The sequence below is a fragment of the Flavobacterium sp. CG_9.1 genome, from assembly GCF_015751645.1.
Lineage (GTDB): Bacteria > Bacteroidota > Bacteroidia > Flavobacteriales > Flavobacteriaceae > Flavobacterium > Flavobacterium xanthum.
Genome location: NZ_JADOVC010000043.1, coordinates 1 through 20,260 on the forward strand (window position 1 = coordinate 1; position 20,260 = coordinate 20,260).

The 20,260-nt window shown below is 34.4% G+C and carries 23 protein-coding genes; 12 read left to right on the forward strand and 11 right to left on the reverse strand.

Annotation, left to right across the window (positions count from 1 at the left end; translation table 11 throughout):
* The first annotated feature begins 161 nt into the window (after window positions 1-161).
* Together IWX83_RS16015 and IWX83_RS17510 are read left to right on the forward strand one after the other, a co-directional pair.
* Entirely contained in the window at window positions 162-473 is a 312-nt protein-coding gene (locus tag IWX83_RS16015; RefSeq protein ID WP_196831191.1) for a GIY-YIG nuclease family protein, read from the forward strand.
* A 283-nt stretch (window positions 474-756) separates the two neighbouring features.
* The gene (locus IWX83_RS17510) at window positions 757-882 is read left to right on the forward strand and encodes a hypothetical protein (protein WP_165930109.1); all 126 of its coding nucleotides are present in this window, start codon (window positions 757-759) and stop codon (window positions 880-882) included.
* Between the two features lie 356 nt (window positions 883-1,238).
* Here the strand turns inward: IWX83_RS17510 and IWX83_RS16025 are convergent, their stop codons facing one another.
* From IWX83_RS16025 to IWX83_RS16070, 10 genes are all read right to left on the reverse strand, one after another.
* Window positions 1,239-2,585, reverse strand: coding sequence for a hypothetical protein (locus IWX83_RS16025; RefSeq protein WP_196831193.1), 1,347 nt, complete (start codon window positions 2,583-2,585; stop codon window positions 1,239-1,241).
* Complete coding sequence (locus IWX83_RS16030) at window positions 2,582-3,886, reverse strand: carboxypeptidase-like regulatory domain-containing protein (protein WP_196831194.1); 1,305 nt, start codon at window positions 3,884-3,886, stop codon at window positions 2,582-2,584. Before IWX83_RS16030 ends, IWX83_RS16025 begins: the two co-directional genes overlap by 4 nt.
* A 3-nt stretch (window positions 3,887-3,889) precedes the next feature.
* A complete protein-coding gene (locus IWX83_RS16035) occupies window positions 3,890-4,606 on the reverse strand; it encodes a GLPGLI family protein (protein WP_196831195.1) in 717 nt (238 codons plus the stop codon).
* A gap of 78 nt (window positions 4,607-4,684) precedes the next feature.
* The gene (locus IWX83_RS16040) at window positions 4,685-4,942 is read right to left on the reverse strand and encodes a hypothetical protein (RefSeq protein ID WP_196831196.1); all 258 of its coding nucleotides are present in this window, start codon (window positions 4,940-4,942) and stop codon (window positions 4,685-4,687) included.
* A gap of 91 nt (window positions 4,943-5,033) precedes the next feature.
* Entirely contained in the window at window positions 5,034-5,816 is a 783-nt protein-coding gene (locus IWX83_RS16045; RefSeq protein WP_196831197.1) for an enoyl-CoA hydratase/isomerase family protein, read from the reverse strand.
* A 10-nt stretch (window positions 5,817-5,826) separates the two neighbouring features.
* Window positions 5,827-7,299, reverse strand: a complete 1,473-nt coding sequence (locus IWX83_RS16050) for a PAS domain-containing sensor histidine kinase (protein ID WP_370568442.1) — start codon at window positions 7,297-7,299, stop codon at window positions 5,827-5,829.
* A 1-nt stretch (window position 7,300) separates the two neighbouring features.
* Window positions 7,301-7,855 (reverse strand): CopD family protein, encoded by a 555-nt coding sequence (locus tag IWX83_RS16055; protein WP_196831198.1) that lies wholly within the window; start codon window positions 7,853-7,855, stop codon window positions 7,301-7,303.
* On the reverse strand, window positions 7,842-9,197 hold the full coding sequence (locus IWX83_RS16060) for an MATE family efflux transporter (RefSeq protein ID WP_073353280.1): 1,356 nt from the start codon (window positions 9,195-9,197) through the stop codon (window positions 7,842-7,844). The genes IWX83_RS16055 and IWX83_RS16060 overlap by 14 nt, the downstream gene beginning before the upstream one ends.
* The gene (gene hemH, locus IWX83_RS16065; RefSeq protein WP_196831209.1) at window positions 9,198-10,253 is read right to left on the reverse strand and encodes a ferrochelatase; all 1,056 of its coding nucleotides are present in this window, start codon (window positions 10,251-10,253) and stop codon (window positions 9,198-9,200) included.
* Between the two features lie 159 nt (window positions 10,254-10,412).
* The gene (locus IWX83_RS16070) at window positions 10,413-11,288 is read right to left on the reverse strand and encodes a helix-turn-helix transcriptional regulator (RefSeq protein WP_073353278.1); all 876 of its coding nucleotides are present in this window, start codon (window positions 11,286-11,288) and stop codon (window positions 10,413-10,415) included.
* A gap of 228 nt (window positions 11,289-11,516) precedes the next feature.
* Here IWX83_RS16070 and hemA point away from each other — a divergent pair, with 228 nt between their 5' ends.
* The 10 genes from hemA (at window position 11,517) to IWX83_RS16120 (ending at window position 19,857) form a co-directional block, all read left to right on the forward strand.
* Window positions 11,517-12,773, forward strand: coding sequence for a glutamyl-tRNA reductase (gene hemA / locus IWX83_RS16075; RefSeq protein ID WP_073353277.1), 1,257 nt, complete (start codon window positions 11,517-11,519; stop codon window positions 12,771-12,773).
* Between the two features lie 79 nt (window positions 12,774-12,852).
* Complete coding sequence (gene hemC, locus IWX83_RS16080; protein WP_196831199.1) at window positions 12,853-13,779, forward strand: hydroxymethylbilane synthase; 927 nt, start codon at window positions 12,853-12,855, stop codon at window positions 13,777-13,779.
* The gene (locus IWX83_RS16085; protein WP_196831200.1) at window positions 13,779-14,495 is read left to right on the forward strand and encodes a uroporphyrinogen-III synthase; all 717 of its coding nucleotides are present in this window, start codon (window positions 13,779-13,781) and stop codon (window positions 14,493-14,495) included. Before hemC ends, IWX83_RS16085 begins: the two co-directional genes overlap by 1 nt.
* 42 nt (window positions 14,496-14,537) lie before the next feature.
* Window positions 14,538-15,605, forward strand: a complete 1,068-nt coding sequence (hemE, locus tag IWX83_RS16090; RefSeq protein ID WP_196831201.1) for a uroporphyrinogen decarboxylase — start codon at window positions 14,538-14,540, stop codon at window positions 15,603-15,605.
* A gap of 205 nt (window positions 15,606-15,810) precedes the next feature.
* Window positions 15,811-16,320: a GNAT family N-acetyltransferase gene (locus IWX83_RS16095; protein WP_073353345.1), complete on the forward strand. Its 510-nt coding sequence runs from the start codon at window positions 15,811-15,813 to the stop codon at window positions 16,318-16,320.
* Window positions 16,317-17,219, forward strand: a complete 903-nt coding sequence (gene hemF, locus IWX83_RS16100; protein WP_196831202.1) for an oxygen-dependent coproporphyrinogen oxidase — start codon at window positions 16,317-16,319, stop codon at window positions 17,217-17,219. Before IWX83_RS16095 ends, hemF begins: the two co-directional genes overlap by 4 nt.
* Window positions 17,220-17,373: 154 nt before the next feature.
* Window positions 17,374-17,832, forward strand: coding sequence for an IS200/IS605 family transposase (gene tnpA, locus IWX83_RS16105; RefSeq protein WP_196831203.1), 459 nt, complete (start codon window positions 17,374-17,376; stop codon window positions 17,830-17,832).
* Between the two features lie 81 nt (window positions 17,833-17,913).
* Window positions 17,914-18,906: a porphobilinogen synthase gene (gene hemB / locus IWX83_RS16110; RefSeq protein WP_196831204.1), complete on the forward strand. Its 993-nt coding sequence runs from the start codon at window positions 17,914-17,916 to the stop codon at window positions 18,904-18,906.
* A gap of 2 nt (window positions 18,907-18,908) precedes the next feature.
* Window positions 18,909-19,418, forward strand: coding sequence for a DinB family protein (locus IWX83_RS16115; protein WP_196831205.1), 510 nt, complete (start codon window positions 18,909-18,911; stop codon window positions 19,416-19,418).
* Between the two features lie 40 nt (window positions 19,419-19,458).
* Window positions 19,459-19,857: a c-type cytochrome gene (locus tag IWX83_RS16120; protein WP_196831206.1), complete on the forward strand. Its 399-nt coding sequence runs from the start codon at window positions 19,459-19,461 to the stop codon at window positions 19,855-19,857.
* 255 nt (window positions 19,858-20,112) lie between these two features.
* On the opposite strand, the gene IWX83_RS16125 is transcribed toward IWX83_RS16120, so the two are convergent.
* The coding region (locus IWX83_RS16125; RefSeq protein ID WP_196831207.1) for a transposase domain-containing protein at window positions 20,113-20,260 on the reverse strand (148 nt) is incomplete at its 5' end.

A 20,260-nucleotide genomic window follows, 5' to 3' on the forward strand; every position in this document is an offset into this window, starting at 1 on the left:
GTTTTCCCAGTCCAATTATCCAGTTTAGTTTGTCACGCTGGAAGCGTCTCATCACTTGCAGCTAAAGTAAAATCATATTATTGTAGGGATTTCTCCGGAATGACAAATTAGGATAAAGCACTTGCCTTTCTCAAAATATTTATTAGTTTTATCTTAAAAAAATGATTGAATATACAGAAGGAATCTACAACTTTTATGTTTACATGATAACGAATAAAAACAGAACTGTTTTATATACTGGTGTTACCAATAATTTAAAACGCAGGCTAAATGAGCATAAGAATCACATTAATGCTAGTAGTTTTACTGCTCGTTACAATGTCGAGTTTTTGATTTATTATGAACATTTCGGATGGATTCAGCTTGCCATTGCTAGAGAAAAGGAGATCAAAGACATGCGGAGAGAATTGAAATTAAATCTAATTCAAGGATTTAATCCAGAAATGAAATTCTTGAATTCTCATTTTGAGTAGTTTTTAATGTAATCTCAAAATAATAGTAGTGTAGTGATTCCTCCGGAATGACGAAGTTAGTAGATAATTTAACACTCGATTTTCTCAGTCCAGTTTTTCCAGTCCAATTTGTCACGCTGGAAGCGTCCCATCGCTTGGTGATAAAGAATAATCACACTTATGTCCGGATTCCTCCGGAATGACAAAGTGAAAAGATGATCAAAAAGCTTAAATTGAAATCCCTTTTGCTTTCATTTCTAAAATCACATCTGATGCGTTCTTAAAAGTGGGCGCTTGTTCTATAATGGTTGCGACTCTTTTTTTGTTGAGTTTAAACGTGATGTCATTTTCCGTTGTAAACAGTAAAGCCGTCAAGAACGGATTATTCATAAAAGGAGCCAATATCATGAAAGCTTCGTCTAAGGTATGAAATGACTCTATTTCTTCCGTTTTGTACTTTGCAGTAAGGGAAAGACTGAAAACATCATTTTCTAATAAAACGGGACGAACATAAATGTTTTTTAGTTCGGTATCACCAATGGTTTTGGCAAGTGTTAATTTGGCGTAAGTTCCATTTTGGATGCTTTCTTTTACACTCTCCCAAAAAAGAGCAAATACAGGTTGGAAGGACATAGGCTCTTAGTATTAAGAATTAAATTTAATTTACAAAATTAGGTTTTGTTTGCGAAGAATGTACTAACTGATCAAGATATTTTTAGGATAAACGAATTGCTTTAAAACAATGCAATCATAGTAGGCATTAGCAAGGACTGTAAAGTTTTATAACTAAAATCGAAAACCTACACTAACAATTACAAATCTATTGATAAGGTTGTGAGAGGAAATAGATCTTGAAAAGTCCGAAATAGAAATGGTTTCAAAATTCTTATTATTTGTCAAATTTCTTCCTATTAGGGAATATTCTATTTTCTTGTTTTTGGAACTGAATGTTATTTCAGTATCTAGAAACAAATAGTTATTATCGACGGACAAATCGGGGCTAATGAAATTTAAAACCGTTGCAGTTTTAATTCTTTTATCTAGATTGTAAACTAGTTTTAGTGCATTTTTTAGTGAGCCAAAACGATTTTCATTACCGCCTTGTACTACTGTTGCGTAGTACATATAATAAGATTTATTTTCTAAAAAAGTATTTTTATCCAGCTTTATTCTCATGGAAAAGTCCAATAAAATGTTTCGGGATACGATATCTCTAATCTCTGTAGCGTTGATGCTATTTTTAGTATATGAAATAGAATAACGGGTATTGAATTCAAAAGTACTTCGCAAAGAATGAATGTATTTTTCTGCGTTTACAGTAGCACTGTAGTCTTGATTGCCATTGTTTAATAAAAAAGCCGTGGTTGTGCTAGTTTCGTTATTAATTAAGGATCTTATAAAATAATTATTGTCTCTTTGGTTGTGTTGAAGTTGTATTGATAATCGGTTTTGATGATACAAGTCATTGTAATTAAAATTTATACCGTATGCATGTGTTTTTAAAAAACCAAGATTAAATTCATTATTTAGGAAGCTTCTATACCCCGTTTGAATTATTCCTTCAAAAAGATTGTTTTCCATTGGTGCATTTTGATTAAAGCTGTAACTTGAATTTATTTGTGTGTTTTGTGAGAACTTATAAATAAATTGTAAGCTTGGCGAAACAATCATTTTGTTTTCAAAAATAGTTTTTTGTTTTATGAAATCTTCAATATTAATAGTGAAGTATTGTGATTCTAAGTTTATTCTTAACCCAATTTTGTTTTTATTATAAGACCAGTTTGTTTTTAAAAACGGAAAATTGAGATTGTATTTCAGATCGTTACTGTAATCAATATCAGAAAAGGTTTGTTCATTTTCACTAACTGTTCTTAATAAACTTTTTAATTTATTTTGTATCGAAAAAAATCCTGCTTGTACTTGCCATGTAAATGAATTAAATGTGTGCAAATAATTAGAGGTACTGGAAAAAGTTATTTTATCAAAACGGCTGTCTTGATTGTTTTGTTGTATAAAGGTATCGTCGTTTTCATCAATACTGATGCCAGGTGACAAAATAAATTGTTGAGGTGCTGAACTTTTTATGAAATTTGTTTTTGATGTAAAAGCACTTTTATCACTTGGTGGATTCAATTAAAGTGATGCTTAGCATATTGATTTATGGATGTAATTTGATTATCCTGTTTTAAAGATTCATTTATTGAATTAGATACAAATTTAATTTCTTGATACTTTAGTTTCCCTGAATATTCCCAATGAAGCTTCTCCCTTTCTTTATTTTCAATATGGATGTTTCCATCATATAATTTGGGTGATTTGATGTTGTTTTCCGATTGATTGAAAGTAAAGGTTTCATTGTTAGCTGTAATAGTTGTTTCCTCTTTGTTGTTGCGTGATAATTGATCGTCATAAATACCAACATTCACTTTTAAAATAGTTTTTTTTGATAATTTATAAAGTGAATTGAAACTAGAATAAAAAGTTTTATTTATACGGTGAAATTTATCTTCTAATGGAGAATAGAAATTACCTTGATTTATTAAAGACCTAGCTGTTGAATTATTTTCCTTAAGATCTTCAAATGATACATTATTGGAGTAAAAGTCATACGGAGAATTATTTAAACCCACGTTATTGTATGTTGCAACTCCAAAACCCTTGATCTTGGCATTTATTATAATCCCAGTAGTATTAAAATCGTATTTATTTTTATATCCTAATCCTAGTTTTGAATTTCCGGAAAATTCACTTTTCCCTTTTTTCAATTTTAGGTTGATGGCAACATCTTCACTGTCATATATTCCTTTAAGTAATGAATTTTCACTGTATTTTTCGATTACTTCTACTTTATCAAGTAGAGCAGCATCCATGTTTTTAGACCCAACAATGTATTGATTGTCAAATAAATCATCTCCGTCTAGGAGCATTTTTTTTATTGATTTTCCATTGAATTTTATTTCTCCATTTTCAGAAATTTTTATCCCAGGTAATTTTTTTAATAGATCCTCAACTACTTTTTCTGAACCATCTTTGAATTTTTCAGAATCGTAAACTAGAGTGTCCTTTTTTCGTATTATTTTTTTAGTATCAGTGATTACAATTTCTTTTAATGCGGTTATTCTTGTCTGCAGTTTAAAGTCTAATGTAATTGTTTCGCTATTTTTAAGGATTTTAAGATGCTTTTCATCTGTTTCGTGGGCATAAGAGGTTACAGCAATTATTATACTGTCCAACGGTTCTTTTAGTTTTACAAAATAGTCGCCTCGAGAATCAGTCGTTGTAAATTGATAAATGAGCTGAGGTGTTTGTGGTTTTTTTATTAAAATATTTGCGGTAACAGGATTTCCATTTGAATCTAAAATAGTTCCTTTTATAATTTGCGAATTAGAGTACTGGATGACTAGAAAAAATAACAATAGAACTAATTTTTTCACTTTTTAATATGTTATATAAACCTCTTTAGCTCCTTTATTCATTCCTCTGGAATATCCATTTGTATCCATTCTGCTGCGAGACTCATCATATTTCACTTTGTATTTATCTAAGTAATTTTGATAGGTAATCGAATTTGATTTTAGATATGGATTTTGTATGCTATTTGTTGTTTCTTTTAATTCTACTTTTTCTGCTATCATTGAATACGCTGCAGCTTCGTCATCAGAGGTAGCTTCTAGTATCATTCCTGGTAATCCTGAAAATTTCCACGGTCCATCGGAATAAGGTATGTCGGTAGTAAAATAAACAGTGTAATCTCTTCCTCTAAAACGTAAGATCGCCTTTTGACAAGTATAGCCTAAAATGTTTTTTGTTTCTGATGTGATTTCCCAATCAAAACTTGGAAGATTATCCTTAACATCAAAAAACTTCATTTGTATATGATCATTATAGGTAACTATTTTGCTGTGTATCTCTTTGAAAAATGCAGGATTATTCTTTGTGGGAATCGAGAATGAATTATCAGCAGCTGTTTGTGATTTTGATTTCATAAAATCTTCTTCATAAATAGATGTTTTACCATCTCCCGTCAAGTAACTTTTAAGATTAGTTATTAAACCTATGTCTTTTGAATTAAGGGTATAATCATATACTATATGATATTGCTGATTTTGAGCAAATGAGAAGAAGGTGATAAGGAGTGCGATATATTTAAACATATTCAATTGTTAAATGGATTAAACAGTAACGCTTTGGAGCGTTACTGTTATGATTTCAATTATTTTTTAGTTATTGAATTATTCTGCTGTAATCCTTGGAACTTCTGGATGAGCCGCTAAAAGTTGTTCTTTAGCAACATTACAATTATCCCCCGTGGTTATCATACCGCAAACTTCCCTATGATCTACATATATACCATTATAAGTTAGAGTTGCAGTGCAACAAGAACTAACATCGTTCACTTTAGGATTTTCTTTTGTGATTTCCTCTTTTGCGTTTGCAAATCCATTTACACTGATTAATAATACTGCAGCAATAAATAATAATTTTTTCATAGTAATATGGTTTTATTTGCTAATATTAACCAAACTTACTGTGGGGGGGGGTAAATTCCTAACAAAAAACGTTTAAATTGTCATAATTAACTTATTTTCCAATAAAGACCGCTTTTCTTTTCTCTAAGAAAGCCGTCGTTCCTTCTTTAAAATCTTCTGTCCCAAAACATTTTCCAAAGGCCTTTATTTCGGTTTCAAAGCCGTTTTTACCTTCTTTGAAATTTGCATTCACTGCTTTTATAGCTTTGCCAATTGCGTAAGGAGAATTCTTTATTATTTTATTGGCTACACTCACACAATAATCAAGAAGTTCCCCTTCAGGAACAACGTGATTTACTAAACCGGTTCGGTATGCATCTTGCGCACTTATCATTCCAGCGGTCATAATCATTTCCATCGCACGGCCTTTTCCTACCAATTGAGGCAAGCGTTGTGTTCCTCCATAACCTGGAATTACACCTAAGGAAACTTCTGGCAATCCCATTTTTGCATTTTCTGAGGCAACTCTGAAATGACACGCCATCGCTAATTCTAATCCGCCACCCAATGCAAAACCATTGACAGCTGCAATAACAGGCGTTTTTAAATTCTCAATTAAATCGAATAATTTTTCTTGTCCTTCTGCCGCTAATTGTGTTCCTTCTTCAATCGAAAAATGAGCAAATTCAGAGATATCAGCTCCGGCTACAAACGCTTTTTCGCCGCTTCCTGTTAAAATAATAACTTGAATTTCATTGTTTTTTCCTAATGTTTTGAATGCTTTATTCAAATCAGAAATGGTAGCAACATTCAAAGCATTCAATTTCGAAGGACGATTGATGGTAATCGTTGCAATGTTATTTTCAGTTGCAATTAAAATATTTTCGTAGTTCATAAGTGTATTTTTAGGTGTTAATTATGGGAAGTGAAACAATAAAAGTGGTTCCTTTTCCAAATTCAGTTTCAAAGGTAATCGTTCCTTTATAATTTTCGATAATGTTTTTTATAATTCCAAGACCAAGTCCCATTCCGCTACTTTTTGTGGTGAATTTTGGTTCAAATATACGGCTGATGTCTTTAGGTTGAATACCAATTCCATTGTCTGAAACCGTTATTAGTACATTGTTCGTGTCTTTACGAATGCGTACCACAACGGATTTTTCTTCTTGTTGCTCTGGAATCGATTGAATGGCATTTTTTGCCAAATTAGTAATAATTCGAATGAGTTGGGTTCGGTCAATTTTCGAAATAATTTCGGGAGAATCACTTTTAAATTCAATATATTCCTCGTTGAAAATATCCATTGCCAGCTCTACCACTTCTACCACATTTAAGGTTTCATTTTGCTGTGCAGGCATTGAGGCAAAGTTTGAAAAAGCGGAAGCCACCGCACTCATCGTATCAATTTGCTGTATTAGAGTTTCGGAGTAGTCGTTCATTTTCTGTTTCACATTGGGATCCATTGGATCAAATTTTCGCTGGAAACTTTGTACCGTTAGTCGCATTGGTGTAAGCGGATTCTTGATTTCATGCGCCACTTGTTTCGCCATTTCGCGCCAGGCTTCTTCTCGTTCACTTTGTGCTAATTTGATGGCACTTTTTTCCAACTTGTCCACCATTCCATTATATGAGTTGATCAAAAGATTGATCTCTTTGCTACTGGCTTCCAAAACGATTTTTTCATTTTTTTGATTCAAGCTTGTTTCACTCAACTTGTCTGAGATTGTTTTTAAAGACTTGGTGATATAGGACGATAGAAAATAAGCAAACGCGAAAGCTATAATAAGCATGAAGGTATAAACTTGACCCAGACGAATTAGAAAACTTTTCAATTCATTTTCATAGTAGCCGTCATCTTCTACATAGGGTAAATTTAAAATTCCTAAGGGTTTAAATTTATCGTCTTTGATTTGGCTAAAAGCGGAACGATTTTTTTTACCATCAATTGTTTTGATGTCTACGTATCTTTTTTCAATTGAAGAACGGACGAGTTTCAAAATGTATTTTGGAATCGGGGGTGCTACTTTATCAACAGAGAAGGACTCCTTAGAGGATTTTAGCAACTGTCCCTCCAAGCTATAAATGTTGATTTCAATGTTATGAATGTGAGCTAATTCGTGAATTTTATCTTTAAAAATAAGGTCTAGATTTCCAGAGGTCAACGGATAAGTCGTGGTGGATAAGATGAAGTTAATGTGTTGCTTTACGGCATTTTCATTTCGTTCCAAGCGCTCTTGGTGGTATTCTTTGGCTTCATTTTTAAATTGGAAAATCGAAATGGAAGCAAGAATCACAGAAGCCATTAATATCAATACAATCATCGAAAGGAAAATCCTGATTCGTAACGAGAGCGTTGCTATTTTGAAGCTTTTAAACATATTAAGATTGATTTCTTTCTCTAATTCTTTTGTAAAATTTGAACCCAAGCATAATCAAAATGGAAAACAAGAAGATGCCAAGCACACCATAGATCCAATTAACAGCATTTTTTAAAATTACTAAAAATACGACAGCAAAAAGGATAATTGTCGCGCCTTCGTTCCATAAGCGCATGAAAGTTGTGGTATATTTTACTTCGTCATTTTGCAATTGCTTGAATATTTGTTGGCATTTTGCATGGTACAAATACAACACAAATACAAAGCCAAGTTTTACGTGCATCCAAGGCATTTTTAACCACGCTTGGCCTAAATCAGTAAAGAACAACATCCAAAAAGCAAAAACACTAGCTAAAACGGCTGATGGCCAAGTGATGATGTACCACAAGCGATAGGTCATTATTTTGTACTGTTTTTGTAAAATTTCTTTTTCTGGCGAAGGTTTTTGAGCGGCCTCAATTTGGTAAACAAACAAGCGAACAATGTAAAAGAGCCCAGCAAACCAGGTGATGACAAAGATGAGGTGTAAGGATTTTAAATAATTATAGTATTCCATCGTTAGTTTGAATCAGTTTTGTGTTCATTTCTTTTTTTAGAAAATAGCCAGTCAATAGCGTTGATAAGATATCTGCAATTGGGAATGCAATCCACACTCCAAAAATACCTAAAAAATTTGGTAGTATCAGTACTAATGGAATGAGGAAAAAGCCCTGTTTGCTTAAGGTTAATAATAGTGCTTTTTTTGCTTTTCCGGCTGCTTGAAAATAAGCGGCACCAATGAGTTGAATGGCAATAATTGGCGAAGCTGCGAAAACCCAGCGCAACGCTTCTGGAGTTTGGTCAATCACGAGTGCATCTGTAGTGAAAACAGCAACAATAGGTTTGGCAAAAATTAATATAACCACAAAAATTAATGAAGCTAAAACAGCAGCATATTTTATGGAAAGCAACACACTTTCCTTGACTCTCTCATAATTTCCTGCGCCATAATTAAAACCTGCGATAGGCAAAAAACCCTGAGTTATGCCCAAAATGGGAAATAAAGCAAACATCAGCATCCGGCTGATAATTCCATAAATAGCAACGGAGTGCTCACCGCCATAGGTGTACAAAGTGTGATTTAGAATTATGGCTAAAACACTCACTACGCCTTGTCTTGAGAATGTTACAAAACTCAACTCCGAAATTTCCTTTACAATTGGCATTTTGAACTTAAAATGCTTCATTTTTAGCTTTAGTTCGCTTTTGAAAACAAAAAACCAAAGCACAAACAGGAAACAGGTGAAATAAGAAATGGCTGTTGCCATAGCAGCGCCAAACATTCCTAAATTTAAGTATTTGATGAAGAGAATGTCCAAGGCGATATTTACAAAAGCAGGGATAATCATGGCGACCATTGCAAACTTGGCTTTGCCTTCTGCCCGAATCACATTGTTGCCCATCATACAAAGAGCTAGAAACGGAACACTAATGATTATGGGAGTAAAAAATTCTTTTGCGGGTTCCATTATGGCGCCTTTTGCACCAAAAAGCATTAGCATTTCATCACTGAAAAAAAGACCAAATAGCACGAAAACAGACGCCAATAAAAAAGTCATCATGATTTGATTGCCAAAAGTGTGTAATGCTTTTTCCTTGTGATTTGCTCCCAATGCTCTGGAAAGTACAGAACCTCCGCCCACACCAATTGCCATCCCTAGTGAAGAAATCAAAAAGGTGATAGGCAAAACTACGGTTACCGCAGCTATAGCTAATGAACCGATCCATTGTCCCACAAAAATGGTGTCGATTAAAATATTAACCGACATGAATAAAATTCCAATGGAGGATGGAACGGCTTGCTTGATCAAGAGTTTTTTGATGTCCTGAGTGCCTAACTCATCGGCGGTAACAGCCATTTAAGCGATTGTTTTTTCAACATCAACTTTAATGGATGAAGAGGCATTCGACCAATTTGAAATCCAATTGCTTACTGTTTTACACCAATCGTCACCGTCATTTAAACAAGGAATTGCTTTGAAGTTTTCTCCTCCATGAACTTTAAATTCATGATTGGCTTCCATCGCAATTTCTTCTAATGTTTCTAAACAATCAGAAACAAAAGCAGGTGTTACAACAGCCAAATTTTTAATTCCTTTTTCTGGCATTTTGTTTACTTCCACATCAGTATAAGGGGTTAACCATTTGTCACCCGCTAAACGCGATTGAAAAGTCTGGCTGTATTTTCCTTCTGGGATTCCAAGTAACTTTACCACTTGTTTGGTGGTTTCATAACATTGGTGTCGGTAGCAAAATTCATGCGCTGGTGAGGGCGTGTTGCAGCAAGAACCGTCTATTTTACAATGTGATTTTGTAATATCTGTTTTGCGAATGTGACGCTCTGGAATTCCATGGTAGGAGAATAAAAGATGGTCGTAATCATATCCTTCTAAATGTCCTTTTATAGAGTCGGCAAGGTTTTGTAAATAATCGGGTTTGTTGTAAAAAGCAGGCACAATTGTAAATTTCATTTCTGGGAAATATTTTTTACGATGCTCTTCAGCTAGTTCTAAAATGGTAGTTGTCGAAGCCATGGCGTGTTGTGGATACAAGGGGAAAAGCAACACTTCAGTTACTCCTTTATCATGTAATTCTTGTAAACCAGATAGCAAAGATGGATTTCCATAGCGCATGGCTAGTGCTACAGGAACATCAACTAGTTTTTGTACTTTCTCGTGCATTCTTTTAGAAATAACGACAAGTGGAGACCCTTCATCCCACCATATCTTGGCGTAAGCTGCGGCTGATTTTTTAGGTCTTGTTTGCAAAATGATTCCACGCACTAATAAGGCTCGCAACAAAAACGGAACGTCAATTACGTACTTGTCCATTAAAAATTCATCTAAATACGGTTTTACGTCTTTTGCTGTTGGACTTTCTGGGGAACCTAAATTTACTAATAATACACCTTTCATATTTGCTATTTTTTTCATTATTGTCATTGCTTCGCCAGTTCGGGTAAACCCTCGTGTCTGAAGAATGAGGAATCTTGGTACAAAAGTACTTAAACTTACTTTTTTATAAATTCCGATTAACTATTTTTTATTTATTGTTTAATATAAGAAATCAATGGATTACGTCATATTTGGGTTGATGGACATCAAGTATTTCTTTGGCGTGGTAGCAAATTTCTTTTTGAATGCGGCTATAAAATGGCTTCCGGTACTGTAGCCAATTTTGAGTCCTACTTCGTTTACGTTGTAGGAACCACTATCGAGTAACTTTCGAGCAAAATCCATTTTATAGTCAAATAGAAATCCATAGACTGTATCGCCATAAATTTGTTTGAAACCCATTTTTAGTTTCTTTAAATTCAAACCAATTTGATCAGCTAGTTCCTGCAATCCAGGAGGTTCTGCCATGTTAGCAATAATGATTTCTTTGGCTTTCTTAATTTTGATGACATTATCTTCATCAATTAAAAACGGACATTGTTCTGCGTTGGGATCTTCGGTTCTATTGAAGTATAGGCTTAATAACTCGTATCCTTTTCCCTTGTAATACAGGTTTTTTATGGAAGGATGCAAGCTATAATGAAACAATTGAGACAATACAATAGCCATTGATGGACTTATATTTCCCTCATTATAGTATTTTTTATCTTTATTATCGGCGCTTAAAAACGTGATGTAATCTGCTTCGGTCGAAAATAAAGCATGGAATTTTTTGATGGAAATAATCACAGAAATCACCCATGAATTTGGTGCCAATTCTAGATTTAAGGGTAATTCTTTTTGTGGATTGTATAACAGCAGTGATTTCTCCTCTTTCAGTTCTAAAGCGTAATTGCCTTGATTAAAGATGAATTTGGCGCTACCTTTTAAGCCAAAGTGAAACTGAATTAATCCGCTGCCTACTTCGCGTTGGGCAATAAAGGCATTAATTCCATCATTTTGAAAGCGAATGAGCGTAAAGTCATCCTCAATTTTTATAATTTCCTGAGAACCCATAGCGATATTTTTTTAATATAAAAATGATCTTTATCAAACCTTTTTATTTAGAACAACTCTAAATAGATTGATTCAAACAACTTGATTTCACTACAAAAATAGAATTTTTTACCATAAAATACGCAATTAGAACTAAAAAATCACGTAGCGATACAAAAAGAACTTCTAGCGTTACTTTTATAAATACTATAGTGATAATTTTGTTCCACTTTCTGGAAAAGTGCAAATATGGAAAACAAGAACACATTAAAGCATCACTATTTTTACGCAGTAGGATTGAGTTATAAAAAAGCAGATGCTGAGATTAGAGGTAAGTTTAGTTTAGATGCCGCTGCAAAAACGCGTTTACTGGAACAAGCTAAGAATGAAGGAATAGAGAGTTTAATAGTTACTTCAACCTGCAACCGTACTGAAATTTATGGTTATGCAGAACATCCATTTCAATTAATCAAATTAATTTGTGAGAATAGTCAAGGCTCCGTTGAAGCATTTCAAAAGGTTGGTTTTGTCTATAAAAATCAAGAAGCGATCAATCACTTGTTTCGTGTAGGAACTGGTTTAGATAGTCAGATTCTAGGTGATTTTGAAATTATTTCACAAATAAGAAATTCTTTTTCACAGTCCAAATCTTTGGGTTTAGCCAATGCTTTCATGGAACGATTGGTGAATGCTGTGATTCAAGCCAGTAAAAAAATAAAAACCGATACGGAGATTAGCTCTGGTGCTACTTCGGTTTCTTTTGCAGCAGTGCAATACATTTTCAAAAATGTAGAAGACATCGGAAACAAAAATATTTTATTGTTTGGTACAGGAAAAATTGGTAGAAATACCTGTGAAAATTTAGTAAAACACACTAAAAACGAACACATCACGCTAATTAACAGAACCAAAGAAAAAGCAGAGAAATTAGCCGGAAAATTGAATTTAATTGTAAAAGATTATTCGGAATTGCATTTGGAACTTCAAAAAGCAGATGTTGTGGTAGTTGCTACTGGCGCTCAAAATCCAACGATAGACAAAGCCATTCTGAATCTGAAAAAACCACTATTGATTTTGGATTTATCTATTCCGAAAAATGTAAATGAAAATGTGGAAGAAATTGAAGGTGTCACACTTGTTCACATGGATTACTTGTCTCAATTAACGGACGAAACTTTAGAAAACAGGAAAAAACACATTCCTGCTGCCGAAGCCATCATAGAAGAAATAAAAGAAGAATTTATGACCTGGACCAAAGGGCGTAAATTTGCTCCAACAATCCATGCGTTGAAAGCAAAATTAAATGCGATAAAAATTTCTGAATTGGATTTCCAAAGTAGGAAAATTTCAAACTTCAATGAAGAACAAGCTGAAATAATCAGTAATAGAATTATCCAAAAAATCACAACTCATTTTGCCAATCATTTAAAAGATGATGATACCATGGTAGATGAAAGTATCGAATGGATCGAGAAAGTTTTCAAAATAGGACTTGCAGCAAAATAAATTTATATAAAACATAATGAATCTTAATTTCGTAATGGTTTTTAATTTTTTATAACCATTAAGAAATCAAAATATAAAAATGGCTGAAAAAACAATACGAATTGGTACCAGAGACAGTGAACTCGCACTTTGGCAAGCACATACAGTAGAAAAAAAACTAAACGATTTAGGGTATAAAACTCAAATTATATCGGTTAAATCTACAGGAGATATCATTCTTGACAAACCACTTTACGAATTAGGAATCACAGGAATTTTTACTAAAACACTCGATTTGGCTATGATAAATGGCGATGTTGATATTGCAGTGCATTCCATGAAAGATGTTCCTACGGCTTTGCCTAAAGGGATTGTTCAAGCAGCAGTTTTAGAGAGAGCCAATACCTTAGATATTTTAGTGCATAAAGGCAATCTTGATTTTCTTAATGAATCAGGAACTATTGCTACAGGAAGTTTGCGTCGTCAAGCACAATGGTTAAATAAATACCCAACACACAAAGTAGTTGACTTACGCGGAAATGTAAATTTGCGTATGAAAAAGTTAAACGAAGGAGACTGGAACGGAGCTATTTTTGCTGCGGCTGGTTTAGAAAGAATCAACTTAAAACCGGAGAATTACATTGATTTAGACTGGATGATTCCCGCTCCAGCACAAGGCGCTATGCTAGTTGTTGCCATGCAAAACGATGCGTTTACCTTAGATGCTGTATCGCAGCTAAATAATATTGAAACCGAAATCGTAACGTATATAGAACGTCAGTTTTTGAAAACTCTAGAAGGCGGTTGTACGGCACCTATTGGAGCTTTGGCACGTTATGATGAAAAGGAAGACACCCTCCATTTTCAAGGAGTTCTATTTTCGCTTGACGGAAAAGAAAAAATAGAAGTGGATAAAGTGGTTCCTATAGAAGATTGGAAAAAATTAGGTTTCTATTCTGCTCAGGAAGTTTTGAATAATGGTGGAACGAAATTAATGATGGAAATTAAAAATAATTTAAAGAAATAATGGATCAAATAAGCATTTTATCAACCAAAACCTTGTCTGATGAACAAAGACAAGTATTTCTTGACGCAGATTTCGATCTTTTAGAACAAGATTTTATCGAAATTAAAAACAATCTTTTTGAATTAAATACGATCAATGCTAATTTGATTTTCAGTAGCCAAAATGCGGTTTTAAGTTTAATAGAGCAAAATGGATGGGAAGTTCTTAAAACCAAAAGTGTGTTTTGTGTGGGCATTAAAACTAAAGAATTGCTCGAGCTTAACGGTTTTAAAGTGGATGTTTATATGGACTATGCTTCAGAACTAGCAGAAATTATCACCTTAATTTACAATAAGGAAAGTTACACTTTTTTAAGCGGAAACTTACGCAAAGAAACGTTACCACAAGCCTTGAAAAATGAAGGGATTACTTTTAATGAAATCGAAGTTTATCAAACTACATTAGCGCCTTTTAAAATATCCGATCAAGAAAAATTTGATGGAATTCTTTTTTTTAGTCCATCTGCTGTTGAGAGTTATTTGACAAACAACAAAATCAAAAACGAAGTTTGTTTTTGTGTGGGTACTACCACTGCAAAAACATTAGAATCAAATAAAATTAAGAACATCATAATTGCCGAGACACCTACAATTGAAGAGGTTATTGTGGAAGTTATAGACTATTATAGAAGTCCCAAAGCCCCTGAAGGGGGAACTGAGGAAAGGGTAACGGTATAAATAAAAATTAAAAACTTAGATCAAGTTTAAAAAAACTATAAGATGAACGATAAAGATTTGCAAATTCCCCTTTCGGGGGTTAAGGGACTTAAGAATGATTTATTTTTAAGAGCATTAAAAGGAGAAACCGTGCAACGTCCACCCGTTTGGATGATGCGTCAGGCAGGACGATATTTACCTGAATTCATCGCATTGCGCGATAAATATGATTTTTTTACGCGTTGTCAAACACCGGAATTAGCTGCTGAAATCACTGTGCAACCGATAAGAAGAATTGCTCCCGATGCAGCGATTTTATTTTCAGATATCTTGGTAATTCCGCAAGCGATGGGAATTGAGGTTGAGATGAAACCTAATTTTGGTCCCTATTTACCCAATCCTATTCGTACGATTCAGGATGTAGAAAGAGTAATCGTTCCAGATGTGAATGAAACTTTAGGATACGTTTTTGACGCGATCAAATTGACCAAAGAAATGTTGAATGATGAGGTGCCATTAATTGGTTTCGCAGGTTCACCATGGACAATTATGTGCTATGCAGTGGAAGGAAAAGGGTCTAAAAGTTTTGATATGGCTAAAGGATTTTGTTTTCAACATCCAGAAGCAGCACACGTTTTATTACAAAAAATCACAGATACTACTATTGCATACCTAAAAGAAAAAGTAAAAGCAGGCGTAAATGCAGTTCAAATTTTTGACTCTTGGGGCGGAATGTTATCTCCAGTGGATTATCAGGAATTCTCTTGGAAATACATCAACCAGATTATAGAAGCTTTGGCCGATGAGACACCGGTAATTGTTTTCGGAAAAGGATGTTGGTTCGCCTTAGGCGAAATGGGAAAAAGTAGAGCCGCTGCACTTGGAGTAGATTGGACCTGTTCTCCAAGAAATGCACGATACTTGTCAGGCGGAAACATCACGTTGCAAGGGAATTTTGATCCGTCAAGATTGTTGTCTCCAATTCCGGTGATCAAGAAAATGGTACACGAAATGATTGACGAATTTGGAAAAGACAAATACATCGTGAATTTAGGTCACGGAATTTTACCTAATATTCCTGTGGATCACGCGAAGGCATTTATCGATGCGGTGAAGGAGTATAATCAGTAAATTGTTCAATCCTACAAGGTTTTTTTAACTTTGTGGTAGGTTGGCCTTTTTACTTAAAATTGATACCTACAATTTGTTGAAAACCTTGCAGGAGATTTAAATAGAGGGTAAACTATAGTAATAGGATAGCTTTAGCGGAAGCCAATAATGAATACAAACTCCTTATAATTTTGTAGTGGAAAAAGATTGGTATACAGAAAATTTTATGATTGATCCACTGATACCAGCCGATGCCAATCAGTTGTATCAATTTATGGTTGATAATACGGATCGTTTAAAGTATTATTTGCCAGTTACACTAGCAAATAATGCAACACTAGAAAAAACTATAGCATATATTGCCACAAAGAATAAAGAGATTGAAGAAAAGATAAATTTCACTTTTGCAATTAGAAATAGAATAACAAATGAAATTGCGGGGTTAATCATTATAAAAAAAATAGATTGGGCAAATAAGCAAGGGGAATTTGCCAACTGTATTGGTTTACATGAGGAAGGAAAAGGATTGACATCTTATGCAGTAAAGGAAAGGATTACATTTGCTTTTAGTGAATTAGAATTAAAAACACTTCAAATCATTGCTCATAAATCGAATTTAGGAAGTGTAAAGGTGGCTAAAAATAATGGTTTTATTTGGCAAAAAACAATGGTAAACGAATTTACACCAACGAATCAAGCGCCATTAGATATGGAACTTTATGAATTAACAAGATGAAAGAACAATTTTACGCATATATACAAAACCTACAAGACCAAATCGTCGCAGAATTAGAAGCTGTCGAAGGCAAAGCCAAATTCCGTGAAGACCTTTGGGATCGTCCAGAAGGTGGCGGTGGAAGAACACGTGTTATTGAGAATGGCAAAGTTTTCGAAAAAGGCGGTGTGAATATTTCGGCAGTTCATGGTAAATTACCGGAAGCCATGCAAAAAATGTTCAATGTAGGCGAAGCTGATTTTTTTGCTTGCGGATTAAGTTTGGTTTTGCACCCAAAAAATCCAATGGTGCCAACCGTTCATGCCAATTGGCGTTATTTCGAAATGTACGATGATAATGGAAACGTGATCCAACAATGGTTTGGTGGCGGACAAGATTTAACACCGTATTATTTGTTTGAAGAAGATGCGGTTCATTTTCATCAAACGTGTAAAACTGCTTGCGAAAAACATAATCCGGAGTTTTATCCAAAATATAAAAAACAATGTGATGCCTATTTTTGGAACGCTCACAGAAATGAAGCACGCGGAATAGGAGGATTATTTTTCGATTATCGCAAAGCGACTGACGATATGACCATGGAAAATTGGTTTGATTTCGTATCCGAAGTGGGTAATAGTTTCCTTGAAGCTTACGTTCCCATTGTTGAGAAAAGAAAACAGTTACCGTATACACCAGAACAAAGAACTTGGCAGGAAATCCGTCGTGGTCGTTATGTGGAGTTTAATTTAGTTCATGACAAAGGCACTTTATTTGGTTTAAAAACCAATGGAAGAATCGAGAGTATCCTAATGAGTTTACCGCCAAAAGTGCAGTGGGTTTATGATCATCACCCAGAAGCCGGAAGCGAAGAAGAAAAATTAGTAAACGTATTAGAAAATCCAAGAGATTGGATTTAAACAGCACCATCAGTGCGATATATTTGTAGCAAATTCATATGGCAAATAATATCGTTTTGAAAGAGCACCATCGGTGCGACATATTTATAGCATTATTAATGTGAATTATTTGGAATCCTGTAGGGATGACATGTTAAACTAACATCAATTTATAATGGCAAATACCTATTCTCAATTATATATTCAAATTGTCTTTGCTGTCAAGGGGAGACAAAATCTGATTTCCAATAAATGGAAAGACGAATTATTTAAATATATAACTGGAATTATTACAAACGAAGAACAGAAATTAATTGCTATAAATGGAATGCCGGATCATATTCATATTTTAATTGGATTAAAACCGAATAAAGCAGTATCTGATTTGGTAAGAGATATTAAAGCAAATTCTTCAAGGTTCATCAATGAAAAAAGATGGATAAATGGTAAATTTGAATGGCAAACCGGGTTTGGAGCCTTTACATATAGTCATTCGCAACTGACCAATGTGATTAATTATATTCAAAATCAGGAAGAACATCACAAAACAAAAACATTTAAAGAAGAATATGTGGCGTTTTTAGAACACTTTAATGTTGATTTTAAGGATGATTATCTATTCGAAGAGGTGTAAGATGCCGCTCCTCTGGAGCTAAAAGATAATGATTAATAATCTATAAATATTATGCTCCTCTGGAGCTAAAAACTAAATCATATGTTCCCATTACAAAGAGGTAGAAGATTACGTGTTAACGAATCCATTCGTTCCATAGTTCGTGAAACGACTTTAAGTCCAAGTGATTTCATGTTTCCTATGTTTATTGCTGAAGGCGAAAACTATCAAGTAGAAATCCCTTCCATGCCTGGAATTTTTCGTCGTTCAATTGATTTAACGGTTAAAGAAGTCAAAGAAATTTATGCTTTAGGCATTCGTGCGGTGAATATCTATGTTAAAGTTGATGAAAGTTTAAAAGACAATACCGGAAAAGAAGCATGGAATCCTAACGGATTAATGCAAACCTCCATTCGTGCTATCAAAGCCGCTTGTCCAGAAATGATCGTTATGCCAGATGTAGCTCTAGATCCGTATTCTATATATGGTCATGACGGCATTATAACGCACGGAGATGTAGAGAATGATTCCACCAATGAAGCTTTAGTGAAAATGGCGGTTTCGCATGCACAAGCAGGAGCCGACTTTGTGGCGCCAAGTGATATGATGGACGGTCGTGTGTTGCGTTTGCGCCAAGGATTAGACGCTGCTGGTTTTCATCACGTAGGCATCATGAGTTACTCCGCTAAATATGCTTCGGCGTTTTACGGACCGTTTCGAGACGCTTTAGATAGCGCGCCAGTAGATTCTACAGATATTCCCAAAGACAAGAAAACGTACCAAATGGATTATGCCAATCGTATCGAAGCCATAAAAGAAGCCTTAATGGATGTCGAGGAAGGTGCTGATATGGTCATGGTGAAACCAGGAATTGCTTATCTAGACATTGTACGCGAAGTTAAAAATGCGGTAAATGTGCCTGTGACCGTTTTCCATGTTTCGGGTGAATATGCGATGATCAAAGCCGCTGCCGAAAGAGGTTGGTTGGATCACGATCAGATTATGATGGAACAATTAATGTGTATCAAGCGCGCCGGGGCTAGTTTAATTTCAACTTATTTTGCCAAGGAAGCCGCAGTACTTTTAAATAAATAAACATGAAAAAGCCAATATTATTATTGATTTTATTGGTTTCAAACTTCATTTTTGCTCAAGTTGAGGTAGTTTCCACTTTTGTTGAAAAATGGGATAATTCTAAGGGTTATCTTGTAGCGGTAGCTCAAGCCATGCCTGAAGATAAATACGATTACAAGCCCACAGCACGTGAAATGTCGTTTAGAGAGCAATTGTTTCATATTCAGGATAATGTAAATTGGTTAAGTATAACGCATTTTTCTGGAATAAAATACATTAGTAAAGAGGTGGATAATGGGCTTTCAAAAGCGCAAATAATTCTAAATATTATAGCTTCATTTGATGCTGCAAAAGCTCGGATCCAAAACATAAAAGAGGCTGAACTTTCTCAAAAAGTAGACTTTTTTGCTGGTCCAAAGTCAAAATTGCAAATACTCAATCTCATGCAAGATCATGTCACGCACCATCGTGCGCAAATTTTAATTTATTTGAATCTCAATCAAATTCAACCTCCAGAGTATGTAGGTTGGTAATTATTTTGTAACTTACAGCATAACATCAATAGAAAATATCATGAAAAAGACTTTGTTTTTATTTGCGTTTTTAGCGTTCGCTTCTTGTAAAAAAGAAGAAGTCAAAGAAGAACCCTTGTACCCAACCACATCTGAAGAAATAGTGCAAACTCCGGTTCAAACTCCTGTCCAATTAGGAGAAGAAATTTTTAACGGTAAAGGAAATTGCGTATCCTGTCATAAAGGTGCTGAAAAGTTAATAGGCCCAAGTTTGCAGGATATTGCCAAGATTTACAAAGATAAAAATGCAAATATGGTCGCGTTTTTAAAAGGAGAAGGTGAACCCATTGTCGATCCAAGTCAATACGAAGTCATGCGAGCAAATTTCGTGATTACAAAAGCCATGTCTGATGAAGAACTACAAGCTTTAGAAGCCTACGTCTATTCTCATTTAAAATAGATTACTTTTTTAGGAGCTATTTCCCATTCCCAAAATTTAGGGAATGACACAAAAGAATCATGCCTTTATCGGGCCCCAAAAGAAAAACCGTTCGTCATTGCGAATGGTTTTTTTATGCTCAAATTCAGCTGATGCAGATTAATTTTTTACCTTTAAAAAATGGAAACAGCCTACATCAAAACACCTCTAGGAATGTATCCACCCGAGCAACTACATATTGTTTAGTTCAATAAGATTAATGATAGGAGCGTAATTTTACAACGGTTTAGATTCCGCTAGTTGCTTGTAATTGTGGGGATACAGGTCTTTAATATTCTTGTGGTTTATAGATTGGATATTCTCAAGGGTATATTTTAGCCACTCAAAAGGATTTACGTTATGCTTTTTGCAGTTAGTAAAAAAG

What these genes read in the sequence shown, in the direction of transcription:
- IWX83_RS16015 (WP_196831191.1), top strand. Translation starts at nt 162, where the DNA reads ATGATTGAATATACAGAAGGAATCTACAACTTTTATGTTTACATGATA.
- IWX83_RS17510 (WP_165930109.1), top strand. Translation starts at nt 757, where the DNA reads ATGGTTGCGACTCTTTTTTTGTTGAGTTTAAACGTGATGTCATTTTCC.
- IWX83_RS16035 (WP_196831195.1), bottom strand. Translation starts at nt 4,606, where the DNA reads ATGTTTAAATATATCGCACTCCTTATCACCTTCTTCTCATTTGCTCAA.
- IWX83_RS16040 (WP_196831196.1), bottom strand. Translation starts at nt 4,942, where the DNA reads ATGAAAAAATTATTATTTATTGCTGCAGTATTATTAATCAGTGTAAAT.
- IWX83_RS16045 (WP_196831197.1), bottom strand. Translation starts at nt 5,816, where the DNA reads ATGAACTACGAAAATATTTTAATTGCAACTGAAAATAACATTGCAACG.
- IWX83_RS16050 (WP_370568442.1), bottom strand. Translation starts at nt 7,299, where the DNA reads ATGTTTAAAAGCTTCAAAATAGCAACGCTCTCGTTACGAATCAGGATT.
- IWX83_RS16055 (WP_196831198.1), bottom strand. Translation starts at nt 7,855, where the DNA reads ATGGAATACTATAATTATTTAAAATCCTTACACCTCATCTTTGTCATC.
- IWX83_RS16060 (WP_073353280.1), bottom strand. Translation starts at nt 9,197, where the DNA reads ATGGCTGTTACCGCCGATGAGTTAGGCACTCAGGACATCAAAAAACTC.
- hemH (WP_196831209.1), bottom strand. Translation starts at nt 10,253, where the DNA reads ATGAAAGGTGTATTATTAGTAAATTTAGGTTCCCCAGAAAGTCCAACA.
- IWX83_RS16070 (WP_073353278.1), bottom strand. Translation starts at nt 11,288, where the DNA reads ATGGGTTCTCAGGAAATTATAAAAATTGAGGATGACTTTACGCTCATT.
- hemA (WP_073353277.1), top strand. Translation starts at nt 11,517, where the DNA reads ATGGAAAACAAGAACACATTAAAGCATCACTATTTTTACGCAGTAGGA.
- hemC (WP_196831199.1), top strand. Translation starts at nt 12,853, where the DNA reads ATGGCTGAAAAAACAATACGAATTGGTACCAGAGACAGTGAACTCGCA.
- IWX83_RS16085 (WP_196831200.1), top strand. Translation starts at nt 13,779, where the DNA reads ATGGATCAAATAAGCATTTTATCAACCAAAACCTTGTCTGATGAACAA.
- hemE (WP_196831201.1), top strand. Translation starts at nt 14,538, where the DNA reads ATGAACGATAAAGATTTGCAAATTCCCCTTTCGGGGGTTAAGGGACTT.
- IWX83_RS16095 (WP_073353345.1), top strand. Translation starts at nt 15,811, where the DNA reads ATGATTGATCCACTGATACCAGCCGATGCCAATCAGTTGTATCAATTT.
- hemF (WP_196831202.1), top strand. Translation starts at nt 16,317, where the DNA reads ATGAAAGAACAATTTTACGCATATATACAAAACCTACAAGACCAAATC.
- tnpA (WP_196831203.1), top strand. Translation starts at nt 17,374, where the DNA reads ATGGCAAATACCTATTCTCAATTATATATTCAAATTGTCTTTGCTGTC.
- hemB (WP_196831204.1), top strand. Translation starts at nt 17,914, where the DNA reads ATGTTCCCATTACAAAGAGGTAGAAGATTACGTGTTAACGAATCCATT.
- IWX83_RS16115 (WP_196831205.1), top strand. Translation starts at nt 18,909, where the DNA reads ATGAAAAAGCCAATATTATTATTGATTTTATTGGTTTCAAACTTCATT.
- IWX83_RS16120 (WP_196831206.1), top strand. Translation starts at nt 19,459, where the DNA reads ATGAAAAAGACTTTGTTTTTATTTGCGTTTTTAGCGTTCGCTTCTTGT.